Annotated in this window: 13 protein-coding genes and 1 pseudogene; 8 read left to right on the forward strand and 6 right to left on the reverse strand. The window is 68.4% G+C overall.

Translation table 11 applies throughout. The features are described from left to right. Together hydA and ACOJTB_RS01600 are read left to right on the forward strand one after the other, a co-directional pair. Positions 1-1,138, forward strand: a 1,138-nt coding sequence (gene hydA / locus ACOJTB_RS01595; protein ID WP_420100764.1) for a dihydropyrimidinase, incomplete at its 5' end; no start/stop codon positions are given. Positions 1,139-1,173: 35 nt separating this feature from the next. Next, a pseudogene (locus ACOJTB_RS01600) lies at positions 1,174-1,407 on the forward strand (pyridoxamine 5'-phosphate oxidase family protein); the annotation flags it as partial. Between the two features lie 182 nt (positions 1,408-1,589). On the opposite strand, the gene ACOJTB_RS01605 reads toward ACOJTB_RS01600, so the two are convergent. The 6 genes from ACOJTB_RS01605 to ACOJTB_RS01630 all read right to left on the reverse strand — a co-directional run bounded on the left by ACOJTB_RS01605 (position 1,590) and on the right by ACOJTB_RS01630 (position 7,910). Further along, on the reverse strand, positions 1,590-2,087 hold the full coding sequence (locus tag ACOJTB_RS01605; RefSeq protein ID WP_420100765.1) for a YHS domain-containing (seleno)protein: 498 nt from the start codon (positions 2,085-2,087) through the stop codon (positions 1,590-1,592). Continuing rightward, positions 2,084-2,581 carry a DUF6789 family protein gene (locus ACOJTB_RS01610; protein ID WP_420100766.1) on the reverse strand — a complete coding sequence of 166 codons (498 nt, stop codon included), beginning with the start codon at positions 2,579-2,581 and terminating at the stop codon, positions 2,084-2,086. Before ACOJTB_RS01610 ends, ACOJTB_RS01605 begins: the two co-directional genes overlap by 4 nt. 71 nt (positions 2,582-2,652) lie before the next feature. After that, the gene (locus ACOJTB_RS01615) at positions 2,653-4,038 is read right to left on the reverse strand and encodes a tetratricopeptide repeat protein (protein ID WP_420100767.1); all 1,386 of its coding nucleotides are present in this window, start codon (positions 4,036-4,038) and stop codon (positions 2,653-2,655) included. Positions 4,039-4,111: 73 nt separating this feature from the next. Then, positions 4,112-5,311 (reverse strand): OpgC family protein, encoded by a 1,200-nt coding sequence (locus ACOJTB_RS01620; RefSeq protein ID WP_420100768.1) that lies wholly within the window; start codon positions 5,309-5,311, stop codon positions 4,112-4,114. After that, complete coding sequence (locus tag ACOJTB_RS01625; RefSeq protein WP_420100769.1) at positions 5,311-6,960, reverse strand: thiamine pyrophosphate-binding protein; 1,650 nt, start codon at positions 6,958-6,960, stop codon at positions 5,311-5,313. The genes ACOJTB_RS01620 and ACOJTB_RS01625 overlap by 1 nt, the downstream gene beginning before the upstream one ends. 71 nt (positions 6,961-7,031) lie before the next feature. After that, positions 7,032-7,910, reverse strand: a complete 879-nt coding sequence (locus ACOJTB_RS01630; RefSeq protein WP_420100770.1) for a CE1 family esterase — start codon at positions 7,908-7,910, stop codon at positions 7,032-7,034. 148 nt (positions 7,911-8,058) lie between these two features. Between ACOJTB_RS01630 and ACOJTB_RS01635 the strand changes: the two genes are divergently transcribed. The 6 genes from ACOJTB_RS01635 to ACOJTB_RS01660 all read left to right on the forward strand — a co-directional run bounded on the left by ACOJTB_RS01635 (position 8,059) and on the right by ACOJTB_RS01660 (position 13,385). Then, positions 8,059-8,628: a sigma-70 family RNA polymerase sigma factor gene (locus ACOJTB_RS01635; RefSeq protein ID WP_420100771.1), complete on the forward strand. Its 570-nt coding sequence runs from the start codon at positions 8,059-8,061 to the stop codon at positions 8,626-8,628. A 70-nt stretch (positions 8,629-8,698) separates the two neighbouring features. Beyond that, on the forward strand, positions 8,699-9,340 hold the full coding sequence (locus ACOJTB_RS01640) for an NrsF family protein (protein ID WP_420100772.1): 642 nt from the start codon (positions 8,699-8,701) through the stop codon (positions 9,338-9,340). A gap of 630 nt (positions 9,341-9,970) precedes the next feature. After that, complete coding sequence (locus ACOJTB_RS01645) at positions 9,971-10,612, forward strand: TetR/AcrR family transcriptional regulator (protein ID WP_420100773.1); 642 nt, start codon at positions 9,971-9,973, stop codon at positions 10,610-10,612. Next, the gene (locus ACOJTB_RS01650; RefSeq protein ID WP_420100774.1) at positions 10,609-11,373 is read left to right on the forward strand and encodes an ABC transporter ATP-binding protein; all 765 of its coding nucleotides are present in this window, start codon (positions 10,609-10,611) and stop codon (positions 11,371-11,373) included. The genes ACOJTB_RS01645 and ACOJTB_RS01650 overlap by 4 nt, the downstream gene beginning before the upstream one ends. A 5-nt stretch (positions 11,374-11,378) precedes the next feature. Beyond that, the gene (locus ACOJTB_RS01655) at positions 11,379-12,092 is read left to right on the forward strand and encodes an ABC transporter ATP-binding protein (protein WP_420100776.1); all 714 of its coding nucleotides are present in this window, start codon (positions 11,379-11,381) and stop codon (positions 12,090-12,092) included. A gap of 84 nt (positions 12,093-12,176) precedes the next feature. Continuing rightward, complete coding sequence (locus tag ACOJTB_RS01660; protein WP_420100775.1) at positions 12,177-13,385, forward strand: ABC transporter substrate-binding protein; 1,209 nt, start codon at positions 12,177-12,179, stop codon at positions 13,383-13,385. Positions 13,386-13,461: the final 76 nt, after the last annotated feature.

Genomic DNA, 13,461 nt, shown 5'->3' on the forward strand with positions numbered 1-13,461 from the left:
CTGCGTGCAGGAGAAGGGCACCAGCCTGCGCGAGACGGTGAAGGCCTACCACGCCCTCGCCGAGGGGCGCTGCCACACCGACGTCTCGTTCCACCTCGTGATCTCGGAGCCGACGGAGCAGGTGCTGGGCCAGGACCTGCCTGCCCTGATCGCCGACGGCTACACCTCCTTCAAGGTCTTCATGACCTACGAGGGGCTGGCGCTGGCCGATTACGAGATGCTGCAGGTCATGAGCGTGGCGCGCGAGACCGGCGCCCTCGTCATGGTGCATGCCGAGAACTACGACGCGATCCGCTTCCTGACGCAGAGGCTGGAACAGGGCGGGCAGACCGCGCCGAAGTTCCACGGCACCTCGCGGCCGATCCCGGTGGAGCGGGAGGCGACGCATCGCGCGATCTCGCTGGCCGAGCTCATCGACGTGCCGGTCATGATCGTCCACGTCTCGAACCGCGAGGCAATGGAGGAGATCGCCCGGGCCCGTTCGCGCGGCCTCAAGGTCTATGGCGAGACCTGCCCGCAATATCTGGTGCTGACCGAGAAGGACATGGACGGCCTCAACATGGAGGGCGCCAAATATGTCTGCTCGCCGCCGCCGCGCGACCAAGCCAGCCAAGTGGCCTGCTGGGAGGGCCTGAAGACCGGCCTCTTCCAGGTCTTCTCCTCCGATCACTGCCCGTTCCGCTATGACGATCCCGCCGGCAAGCTGCTTCCAAAGGGCCGCACCTCCTTCCGCTGGGTACCGAACGGCATCCCGGGGGTCGAGACGCGGCTGCCGATCCTGTTCTCGGAAGGGGTCGGCAAGGGTCGGATCAGCCTCAACGAGTTCGTGGCGCTCTCGGCGACCAATCACGCGAAGATGTACGGCTTGACGCAGAAGGGCTCGATCGCGGTTGGGATGGATGCCGACATCGCGATCTGGGATCCAGAGCGGGAGGTCACGATCAGCCAGTCCCTGCTGCACCATGGAAGCGACTACACGCCTTATGAGGGTTTCCCCGTCAAAGGTTGGCCGGTCACGACCATCGTCCGTGGCCAACTCGTGGTCCATGAAGGCGAATTGGAAGGCGCGCCCGGAACCGGCACGTATGTTCGCCGGCAGCTATCGGCCTTCGCCAGGCCCGCGGGGAACGCAGCCTGATGAAGATCCTCGCCCTCAACACGAACACCAGTGAGGTGGAGGACGACCCCGCTTTTCTGGCGGGCCTGATGCCCGAGGGCTACCGGGCCCGGCCCGAGCGCGCGCTCGTCTTCGAGGTGGAGACCTTCGACTTCAACTGCCCCCAGCATATCCCGCAGCGCTTCGAGGCCGCCGATGTCGCCCCGGCGCTCGCCGACCGCGACGAGCGGATCGCGGTGCTGGAGCGCGAGCTCGCGGCGGCGAAGGCGAGGTTGGATCTGCTCTTCTGACGCAGGCGCCGGCGCGCGCCGCTCCGGCACGCGCGACACGCAAGGCGAGAGCCGGGCGATCCTGGTCTCGGCATGCTCGTCTCCGGCATGCTGAACCCCAGATCGACAATGCGACAACCCGCCGGCCGTCATCGAGACAGCCGGCGGGGTTTTTCGTGGGCAGGCCTCCTGCGCGACAGGGTTCAGCGAATGTCGCGCTCGCCCAGCGTCGGCCAGAGCCTGTCGGCCCGGGCGATATAGCTGCGGGTGTCGCCCAGCCAGGTCGTCCGCGTCGCCAGATCGTAGTTCAGATAGAGCTTGCCGGCGACGATGCTCCAGGCCTCGGGCTCGATCTTCACGAGATAGCCGCGTGAGGTGCCATAGGCGCAGAAGCCGCCGAAGGCCGGCAGGTAGCGCAACGGATCGGCCGCGAAAAGCGCCTTGTTTTCGGCGCTGGCGAAGCGCCACACGGCCTCGTCGCGGATGACGCTGTGCTCGGCGAGGCCGAGACGGGGCACCCCCTCGCGGACATACGCGACGGGATCGAAACCGCGGATCGCGACGCCTTCCGTCGAGCCCAGCGTGTTGACGGGGATGGTCTTGGGCAGGGGCCCGCTTGCGGCGCGCGCAGTGCCGGCGAGGCCTGCGGCTGCCGCACCCAGCAAGAGGCCGCGGCGGTTCAGGAGCAGGAGGCCGCTCACCTCATCGTCTCCCTCGCCTCGAGCGCCTCGAACACATAGGCCGCGAGCCAGCCATAGATGGCGTGGCCGATCAGGCTCATCACGGACAGGCGCGGCACGTCATTGAGCAGGAAGTGCTGGCCGGCAAGCGGGGCGAAGAAGGCCAGCGCGATGAAATAGGTGATCACGCCCCAGATCCAGCCATCGGCCGGCATGCCGAAGCTCTTCATCCAGCGCGTCACCACCCAGTAGCCGAGCGGGTAGAACAGGAAGCCGGTGATGAAGTGCAGCAGCTTCGCCACAGGCGTCGAGAGCGACAGCCCGAACTGATGGGAGAAGAGCGACTTCACCAGCTCCGGCGGCTCGAGCGGGTATTCGGCGAACCAAGCGGTGGGGACGGCAGCAAACAGCTCCCAGAAGCCGAGCCCGGCGAAACCGCCGATGGCGAGGTTCGCAACCGTGCGGGCGGACGGGATGGGGAAGGCGCGTGGCATGGTGGCGGCTTGAATGTTCATGGCTTGCTTCTCCTTCGGTGGTGAATGGGTCGGGCGAGACGGCCCGCAGGCAGCATGGGCCGCACGCGATTTCAGTGGGCGAGCGCGAGCGGCGTCGCAGCGACCGCGAGGGCCGCGACGCGGCCGGTTTCACCGATGCGCAAACGCGCGAGACGACGGCTGGCGAAGAGATTGTCGCCGCCGCGCCGGGACAGCCTTTCGGTGAGGATATGGGCCGCGCGATCATGGGCGCCGGCGCGGACGAGGCTTTCGATATAGGCCTGCTCGAACAGGTCGCGCTGCGCATGGCTGCCGCCGACCGCAACGAGGCCGCCGCGGGCGGCGCCGAGCAGCCGGGCGGCCTCGCAGTAATCGCCGGCCTGGAATGCGACCAGCCCATAGGCCGCCAGCGCACCGCTGCGACTGGCCTCGCGGCGCTCGACGCTGCGATGCGCGAGGCTGTCTTGGGCGAGATGGGTGGCTATGGTTTGCGCCATGTCGTCGCGCCCGGCACCGAGCAGGGCGACAGCATAATGCAGATCTGCAAAGACCAGGCGCCCATCGGCGACGCGCCGACCGGCGCGATCGGCGAGTTCCTCCCAGCGAGCCCCGACATCGACGCCGGCGTAGTTCAGCCGCGCCAGCAGCGCCGCGCCATTGGCGATATCGCGGTAATCGTCGGTCTGTTCGGCGCGCACGCCCTCGTCATAAAGCCGCAGCACCTCGCGGGTCTGCCCGCGCTCCAGCCGGAACAGGGCGAGATGCCAGACCATGTGGAAGCGGAAATTATTGGCGTGGGCCCAATGCCGTCCATCGTCGAGCCAGGCGATGCCCTCGTCGACCCGCCCGGTCATCTCCAGCACATGCGCGACGGCATGGCGCCCCCAGGCGTCGCGAGGCGCGAGCTCGACGGCGCGGCGGCCCTTGCCTTCAGCCTCGGCATAGAATCCGCGCTCCTCCAGCGCGAAGGCATGGCAGCCGGCGACATAGCCGGCGAGGGGATGCCCGTCGTCGAAATGCGGCGTCACCTTTTCCAGCGTCGCCAGCATCTCCGATTGGTCGCCGAGCATGAAGCGGATCGCATGGGACAGTTTCAGCGCCAGCACGTCGCGCGGATGGGTTTCGAGGATGCTTTCCAGCTTCAGAGCCGCCAGCCGCGGTTTGTCGGCGAGCCAAAGGTCCAAGGCCTCCACGACCTGGGTCTCGCGCATGGTCACCTGGCGACTGGCCATCGCGATCCTCGCCGCCTTGAGGCAGGCCCCGGCGGAAGCCGTCAGTTCAGCCCGGGCGAGCGACAGCAGCATCAGGCCTTTGGCGGCGTGGGCGAGGGCGAAATCGGGATCGGCATCGAGCGTGCGCGCCAAATGCTCGGGCGTTGCCGCAGCATGCGCCATCAGCGCCTCCAGCGTGTCGTTCCAGGCCAAGCGGGCGGCATCATTGGCGACGCTGATACGGTCGCCGGAGAGGTCTTCGAACATCGTGCCAGGCTCCTTGCCGACGCCCCGAAGAGCGTCCCATCGCTGAGTTCGCAGCGACGCGATCAACCGTCGTTCAACTCGCTTCACGGAACCGTGAGCCGGCCAGCGACAGGGTCTCGCCGGGCTGGGCCTCTGCGCGGGAGGGCTCGGCCGGGCGCGCCGGCTTCGACCAGGGCATGCTCTTGAACCAACCGACGATCAGCGCCGTGGCGTAGATCGCGGTGAAGCCTACGAGATTGACCACCGCGACGGCGAAGGCGTCCTGGCCGGCAAGGTCGGTCAGCACCGCTGCCAGTCGCGCAAGCACAAGGCTGGCGAGGAAACAGGCGAGCGACTGCCGCCCGATGACGATGAAGAGGCGGCCGATGCCCCGATCGAGCCGGCCGCGCCAGGGGTCGATCAGGCTCAGGACCAGATAGGCGAGCGCCAGGAAATGCAAAATCCGCAGCGGATGCAGGAGCGTCTTCTCGGTCTCGCCGGACAAGAGCAGGTTCCGCAGCGCCTGCGAGACGGGCCAGTGCTCGAGGATGCCCCAGAAAGACAGTGGCACCGAGAGGATCAGGAAAAGCGCGCAGGACCAGACCAGCCGGGGCTGGCGCAGCTGCGGCAGCGGCAGCCAGCCCATGGCGATGAAGAAGCCGAGGAAGAAGATCGCCTGCCAGGCAAAGGGGTCCAGGAACCAGCCGGCGCCCGTCCAGGGATTGCCGGGGAGGTTCAGACCCTCGATCCAGGCGAGCGCATAAAGCGTTCCGCTGAGGGCGAAGGGCAGCGCCGGATGCAGGCTGCGCAACCCCATCACCGCCGGCACCAGCGCCAGGATGACGAGATACATCGGCAGGATATCGAGATAATCCGGCTGCCAGCTCAGCGTCGCAAGGCCGAGCAGCGCGCGCGCCGGATCGCTCAGCAAGGGCCCGAACTGGCCCGGGAGATCAGTCCGGCCGAGCCCGCTGTCGAGCGCGGCCACGATGGCGACCAGCGCGACGACGAGGCCGATCTGCGCCCAGTAGATCTGCCAGAGTCGATAGACGATGCGCGCGGTGCCCAGCCACCAGCCGCGCCTGACGAAGACGCCGCCGAAGGCGAGCGCGCTCGCGAAACCCGAGCAGAAGACGAACAGCTCGGCGCCGGACGAGAAGCCGAAGCGCGCCGGGATCCAGGCATTCCAGCTGTTGGACGGCACATGCGCGATGAAGATGATCAGCATGGCCAGCCCGCGGAACAGGTCGAGCCGCTCGTCGCGAGGCCGCTTGGCGGAGGGGAACGAGGTCATCAGAAGGCGCCCTCATAGGCCGCGGCGTCGATCGGGCAGGCGATCAGGCTGAAGCCCTCGCGTGCGAAAGCCGCCCGGGCTTGCTGCGCGAGACTGGCGCGGTCGGTGACGGTTGCGCCATATCCGCCCAGGGCGCGGGCCACGGCCGCAAAATCACTTGCGCCGAAATCGACCCCCGCCCGGGCGAGCCCCATCTGCTTCTGCTTCAGCGCGATCAGGCCGAGCGCCTCGTCGACCAGCACGACGATCACCACGGGCAGGGCGAGGTCGCGCAGGGTCGACAGTTCGCCGAGCACCATTTCGAGCCCTGCATCGCCGACGAAGCAGAGGGTCGGCCGGCCTGAGCCGAGCGCCGCGCCCGTCGCCAGCGGCAGGGCGCAGCCCATGGTGCACAGCCCCGTGGACTGCAGCAGCCGGCCGGGACCGTCGCAGCGCCAGCTCTGGCGGAGCAGGATGCGGTGGGCGCCGGAATCGGCGGTCGCGACGGTGCCCGCCGGCGCCGCCATCCGCAGCGTTTCGAACACGGCATGCGGGCCCCAGGCGTCAGGGGCCGCGAAGGCGGCGCGGAAGCGCTCGCGGACGGCCGCCGGCTCGCCTTCCGGCCAGGTCGCGACAGGCGCGTGACCCTCGCCGATCCGGGCGAGGATCGTCCCCACGTCCCCTTCGAGCACGAGGCTGGCGGCGTGCATGCCGTGGGGCATCGCCTCGGCGACGACGTCGATCACCGGCTTGTCCGCCGGCCAGGGATCGCGCCAGCCCTGTCGCATCTCGATGGGGTCGTAGCCGGCGAGCACGATCAGGTCCGCTGCATCGATCAGCGGGCGCACGATCGCGTCGGCCTTCGGCGACAGCCCGACGCCGCCGATGACGCGCGGATCATCCTCCGGGATCAAGCCCTTGGCCTTGTAGGTCGTGAGCAGGGGCGCGCCGGTGACCGCAAGGAAGCGGTCGAGAGCCTGCGCCCCGCTGCCGCCGACCAGATCGAGCCCCGCGAGCACCAGCGGCCGGCGTGCCGCGGCGAGCATCCGCGAGGCGGCCGAAAGATCGGCGGGCAGGCTCGCGGGGGCCGGCGCGATCGCCGGCAGCGTGCGCGGCTCCACCGTCGCTTCCGCCACGGAAATGGGCAGGTCGATATGCACCGGCCCTGGCCGCCCGCGCCGGGCGAGGGCTACCGCCTTGGCGACTACCAGCGCCTCCGTACCCGGAGCGGCACGCAAGCTCGCCTTCACCAGCGGCCGCAGCACGGCGGCATGGTCGAAGACCTGGTGGGTGTAGCTCTCCGCCAGTGCCGCATCGACGCAGCCGGTCACGAAGATCAGCGGCACGCGGTCCTGCTGGGCATTGGCGACCACGTTGACGGCGTTGGCAACGCCGGGGCCGAGCGTCGCGAGAAGGACCGGGAGCGCACCCGTGACGTGCCAGAGGCCTTCCGCCATGAAGCCGGCCGCATTCTCGTGGCGGGCCAGCCGGAAGGCGATGCCCGCCCGCTCCAACGCATCGACCAGCGCCAGTACCTCGCCACCGGGAATGCCGAAGGCATGGGTCGCGCCGGCCCTTGCCAGCATGGCGGCGACAACATCGGCCCCGCGCAAGGGGCGGTCTGTCGCCGGTAGGGTGGTTCCGGCTTCGTTGGTCGTATCTCGGCGCATCGTCGGCCCCAGCCTGCCGCCTGCGCGGCCATGCCGGGGAAATCGTCCGCGCCCTCGCTGCGGTTACATGTTCACGGAGTCGTGATGCCCCGGCTTTCCGGCGAGCGCGGCAGGGTGTCGGAGGCGGGCGGCATCGCGGTGCGCCAGGCCCGCTCGACCCAGCCCGCCTCGGCGACATGCCCACCGGCGTGGACACAGAGTTCGAGCAGCGCCGGCCCGCTGCAGCCGCGGGCGCGCCGGCATGCGAGACCTTCCGGCTGGCCGGCGCTGCGGATCTCGTCCTCCCAGGTTGCGGTGCAGCCCCCGGGCGCCAGCACGGCGAGGCTCTTGAAAAGATCGCCTTGCCGCACGCTTGGCCGCAGCGACCGCCCTGCGAGCGGAATCGTCCGATCGGCGAGGCCGTGGACATGGATGAGGGGAGGGCGCGGCGAGGCGCAGCTTTCCGGCAGGGGTTGCCAGAAATCGCCGGCGATGGGCGCGAAGGCCGCGAAGCGCCGGGGCATCCGGCAGGCCAGGGACCAGACCATCGAGCCGCCCTGCGAGAAGCCGCTGGCCATGATCCGTCCCGGATCGACGGGAAACCGCGCGGTCACATCGGCCAGCACCTGCTCGACGAAGGCGAATTCGTCGCGGTTTCGGGCGGGCGACCCCGGAAAGGACCAGGAGCGGCCGATCCCGTCGGGGGCGATCAGCGCCACGCCCAGCCGTTGTGCGACCGAGGCGAGAGCGGCATCCGAGAACACCTCATCGGCCGAGCCACCATAGCCGTGGAAGAACAGGATCGCGCCGATCCTGTCGCCCGTCGGAACGCCGGCAGGCAGCAGGATGCGGTAGCTGCCGTTCTCGACATCGCAGCGCTGTGCGCCGCAGGGCGCGCCGGGGACCTGCGCCAAGGCGGCCCCTGCCAGTGCCAGAAGGACCACCAGAACCAGCACCCATCGACCACCCATCTCGCTGCCTCCGGCCCCGCTCGCGGCGCATGCGGGCGACGCTATCGGGCGACGCGGCGGGACTCATCTGGCGGTCACACGCTTGTGAGGCTCGCTGCGGCATGTCACGGAGTCATACGCGATCAGCACTGCCCGGACCCTATACGCCTTGTCGCTCGAAGACCTCGAAATCCAGCTCAGGCCCCTCTTTCTCGCCGCACTCGCCGGCGACAATGCCGCCTACCGGCTTTTTCTCGACACGATCGGCGCGCGCCTGCGCGGCTATCTGCGCCAGATGCTGAAGCGAGCGGGCCGCAGCGAGCCCAGCGAGGCCGAGGACGTGCTGCAGGAGGTGCTGCTGGCGTTGCATCTCGCCCGTCACACCTATGAGCCTTCGAGCCCGGTCACGGCCTGGGCGCATGCCATCGCCCGCTACAAGCTCGTGGATCATCTGCGCCGCAGTGGCCGGCATTCCGGCCATCTCCCCCTGGAGGAGGAGGCTTTCGCACTGGCCGCGCCGGACAGCCAGGCCTCCGATGCGCGGATGGATCTGGCGCGGGCGATGGAGGGGCTGCCGGAGCGCACGCGCCGGCTGATCGACCGGGTCAAGCTCCAGGGCGGCAGTGTGGCCGAGGCGGCCCGCGAAGCGGGCATGAGCGAGACGGCGGCGAAGGTCGCCATCCATCGGGGTCTCAAGGCGATGGCGCGGTTTCTCACCCGCGCTCGGCGCAAGGACTGACGGTATCCCACCTTGTAACCTTTCGCCGGCTCCCGGCGAATTCCTCCCGTGATTCCCTTGGACAACAGGCATGCAGACCGAGCATCTGATCTCCCTGCTGAGTGCGACGAGCCGCCCGGTCAATAGCGGCTGGCTGCGCCGTGCGGCATGGCTTGCAGGGATGTTCGGCCTCGTCCTGACCTCGGTCGTCGTCGCGATATGGCTCGGCATGCGCCCGGATCTGGCGATGGCGCTCACGACCCCGCCGGTGATCGCAAAATTCGCGTTCGGCGCGGGCGTGGCGGGGATCGCGCTGGTTCTGTTCGAACGCAGTCTGCGGCCCGGCTTGCAAGTCCGCGCGCTGCTGCCGTGGTTCGCCGTGCCGGCGGCTCTGCTGATCGGCGGGGCCATGGTCGTGCTTTGGCTGGCTCCGTCCGATCAGTGGAGCATCCTGATCTTCGGACGCAACTGGCGCAGCTGTCTCGTCATCGTGCCGCTGCTCGCGCTGTGCCCGCTCGCGCTCCTGGGATGGCTGGCCCGCCGCGGCGCACCGGTCGATCGCCGGTTGACCGGGGTTGCTGCAGGCCTGGCCTCTGCGGGGATCGCGATCATCGCCTACGCGATCCATTGCCCTGATGATGCCATTCCCTTCGTGGCAACGTGGTACATGTCGGCCACGATCATATCAGCGACCTTTGCGACCGCTTTTCTGCCTCGCCTGCTGCGATGGTGAAAGCGATGGCGGCATCATCGGACGTCCTGTCCCGGGTCCCACGAGCCTCGTGATGTCCCGCCGTCTTTCACGACAGCTGTCGGACTCCAGCCGGAGCGGTCGATCGCTGCCATCAGCTCTCGAGTCCCGGCATGTGATGGCTCACCGCCCGGCCGCCGTGCGCGGCACCGCTGCAATCCACCGAGGGCCATAACGCCCATACAGCGTCGTGAATTCGACGATATCGGCCATTGAGGCCGTCCCGTGGGCTCGCCCGATGGGCTGCTTCCTCTGCGGCGAACGATGCTGGTCCCAGGCCCGGCAGGCCGGTCGCTCCGAGACACTGGGCTTCACCACGACATGCTCGACCCAGCGGCGACTCCAGGCGGGGCTGAGGCGTTTCGCTGGCGCGGACATTCGGTTCCCCCGTCGGTCTGCGCCAGGCTCACCTTCTCGAGCATCGGGAGGCTTACGCTTCTCCTGCGCCATGGCGGCATGCCCCGAGGCTCGAAAGCCGATTGTACGGAGGGCCACCTGTCAGGGCGCAGGCCAGGGCGCGGCCGCCTAAAAAGCAGCGCCACCGCGATTAAAAAACAATCTTGCTTGTTTGGAAATTCCACGCCAGCTTGATCGCAAGGAGAGCGGGCCGCCATGACCAAGCGACGATCGCAGCAGGAGCGCAGCGCCGAGATGTCGGCGCGATTGATGGGGGCCACCATCGATCTGCTGCATCAGAAGGGCCTCACCCGCACCACGACCACCGATATCGCCCGCTATGCCGGCGTTTCGCGGGGCGCGCTGACCCATCATTTCAGCGGCAGGGAGGCGATCATCAGCGCCTCCGTCGCCGACCTGCTGAGCAAGACCGCCCGGGATCTGCACCGTTTCGCCGAGGAGTTCATCGCCCGCGGAGGGTCGAGCGACGAGATCGTAGACTACATCTGGCGGATGATGGACGACCGGCTGTTCTATGTGACGATGGAGTTCCTGCCGGAGGCCCGGCACAACGATGATTTCCGGGACCAGTTGATCCCGACCGTGCGTGAGTTCCATGCCGGGCTCGACGCGATCTGGACGGCGCTGGCGGTTCGCGCCGGGGCCGATCCGGACCATACCCGCACCGTGATGAACGCGACGATGTGTCTGGTTCGCGGCATGATCACCCAGACCGTGCTGCGGCCCGGCGATCCGGCCTATTACGAGGGCATTCTCCAGTTCTGGAAACAGCAGGTGCGCCAGCAATTCCCGATCAAGCCGGTGGCGGCGGCCGTGCCCCGGAAGGCCGCCTCGTGAGCGCGGCGCTGAGGATCGAAGGGCTGACACTGTCCTTCTATGGCGTGCCCGTGCTGCGCGGTGTGGATTTCGCGGTTCCGGACGGTTCGTTCACCGGTCTCATCGGGCCCAACGGTGCCGGCAAGTCGACCCTGTTCAACGCGGTCTCCGGCCTCTACCGGCCCGATGGCGGCTCGGTGAAGTTGGGCGTGGCCGAGACGGCCGGGTTTCCGCCCGAAAAGCTGGTCGCGGCGGGGCTGGTGCGCTCCTTTCAACTGGCGCGCGGCTTTCCCAAGCTCAGCGTGTTCCAGCACCTGATGCTCTATGGCGCGGCGCAGCCGGGGGAAGGTCTTCTCGCCGGGCTCTTCGGCTCGCGGGCCGGGCGGGAGCGGGAGGCCGAGCTGGCGGAACGGGCTTTCGCCATTGCGAAGCGTTTGCGGCTGGACCATGTGCTCGACAACCCGGTCACTGCCCTCTCCGGCGGGCAGAAGAAGCTCGTCGAGATCGGCCGGGCGCTGATGGCAGAGCCTAAGATCCTGCTGCTCGACGAGCCGATGGCCGGCGTCAATCCCAGCCTCACCGAGCAGATCGCGGAGCATCTCGTCGCGCTCAACCGGGGCGGCCTGACGATCTGCCTGATCGAGCACGATATGGGACTGATCCGCCGTCTCTGCGCGCCGGTGATCGTGATGGCGGAAGGGAGCACCCTCACACAAGGCTCGTTCGACGAGGTCGCGGCCGATACCCGCGTGCAGGAAGCCTATCTGGGGAGGCGGCATTGAGCGCCATGGCCGAAGCCATTCTCTCGGCGGAGGGCATCGTCGCGGGTTATGGCGCGGCGGAGCAGATTCTCAAGGGCGCCTCGCTGCATGTCGCAGCGGGCGAGATCGTCTCGATCATCGGGCCGAACGGGGCCGGCAAGTCCACGCTGCTGAAGACGCTCGCCGGGCTCGTGCCGGCCCGCGAGGGCGCGATCCGGCTGAACGGGCGCGATGTCACCAGGGCTGACGCGCTCGGCCGCTCGCGCGGGGGCATCGGATTCGTGCCGCAGGAGCGCAATGTCTTCGGCGCGATGACGGTGGCGGAAAATCTGGAGATCAGCGGATTCCAGGACCCCAAGGCCGTTGGTGCCCGCAGCGACGAGCTCTATGCGCGCTATCCGATGCTGGCGCAGAAGCGCAAGGCGCTGGCGCGCACGCTCTCGGGCGGGCAGCGGCAGATCCTCGCCATGGCGATGGGGCTGATGAACGCACCCTCACTGCTGCTGCTCGACGAGCCGACGGCGGGGCTCTCCCCGAAGGCGGCGGACGAATTGTTCGACGCGATCGTGGCGCTGAACAAGGGCGGCCTGCCGATCCTGATGGTCGAGCAGCATGCGCTGGAGGCGCTGGAGATCTCGACGCGCGGCTATGTGCTGGTGTCCGGGCGCAACAGCCGCGAGGGGGCCGGGCCGGAGCTCGCGAGCGACCCCGATATCCGCAAGCTTTTCCTCGGCGGCTAGCCGCCGGGGTGCCGTGCAGGCCCGCCATCGCGATCCGCTTCCAAAGACCGACTTCAGACACGAGAGCAAAAGAGGGGATATGTCATGACGCAGTTTACGATCGATCGCCGCCGCCTTCTCGCCGGCACCGCCGCGCTCGCCGGCCTGTCCGGCCTGCCGGGGCTGGCGCTCGCACAGTCGTCCGGGCCGATCCGCCTCGGCACGCTGACCCCGCTCACCGGCTCGGGCGGCACCTACGGCCCCGTGATGGTCAAGGCCGTCAAGGCCGTGGTCGACGAGGTCAACGCCGCCGGGGGCGTGCTCGGCCGCAAGGTCGAGGTGATTTCGGAAGACGACCAGACCAATCCGGAAGCCGGCGTCCGCGCGGCCCGCAAGCTCATCGACGTCGACAAGGTCTCGGCCATCATGGGCACTTGGGCCTCGACCGTGACGACTGCCGTGGCGCCGCTGTGCTGGGAATCGAAGACGTTTCTGACCACGGTTTCCGGCGCCGATTCCATCACCCTGTTGCCGCATCAGGGCTTCCTCATCCGCACCCAGCCCAACACGACACTCCAGGGCAAGAAGTTCGGCGAGTTCGCGCTCCAGCAGGGCGCCAAGCGGGTCTTCGTCGCCTCGCCGCAGACGCCCTTCGCCAAGAGCACGTTCGAGGCCATCGCCGAGGTGGTGAAGGCCAGCGGCGGCCAGGCGCAGCTGCTCATCTACGACGACAAGAAGCCGTCCTACCGCAGCGAGGTCGACGAGATCCTGCGCTTCAAGCCGGATACGATCATCATGGCCGGCTATGCGCCCGATACCAGCGTCCTGCTGAAGGACCTATTCCGCGCCGACTACCGCGGCACCAAGATCGCCTTCGGCTACGGGCTGAACCAGAAGCTGCTGGACAGCGTGCCGGCCGACACGGTCGAGAAGACCTTCGTCATTTCGCCCTCTCCGGCCGAGGGCTCGAAGGCTTATGAGAGGCTGGTCAAGCTGATCGGCGTCGCTTCGCCCGATCCCTACACCACGCAGATCTACGACCAGGTCAATCTCGTGCTGCTGGCGATCGCGCTGGCGGGCGACGCTTCCGGCACGGCGATCAAGGATACGATCCGCAAGGTCAGCCAGGCGCAAGGCGGCGTGAAGATCGACAATGCGCTGGACGGGCTGAAGGCCATCGCGGCCAAGCAGGCGGTCGATTACGATGGCGCCAGCGGCCCCTGCGATTTCGACGCAATCGGCGACATCACTGACTCGAAGTTCCGATACGAGCAGGTGCAGGGCGGCAAGCTCACGCTGGTGAAGATCGCGTGACCCAGCTGCTGCAGGCGCTGCTCAACGGCGTGATGACCGGGGCGCTGATCGCCGTCCCGGCCATCGGCTTCTCGGC

Origin of the sequence: Allobosea sp. (assembly GCF_048595345.1) — a bacterium.
Classification (GTDB): Bacteria; Pseudomonadota; Alphaproteobacteria; order Rhizobiales; family Beijerinckiaceae; genus Allobosea.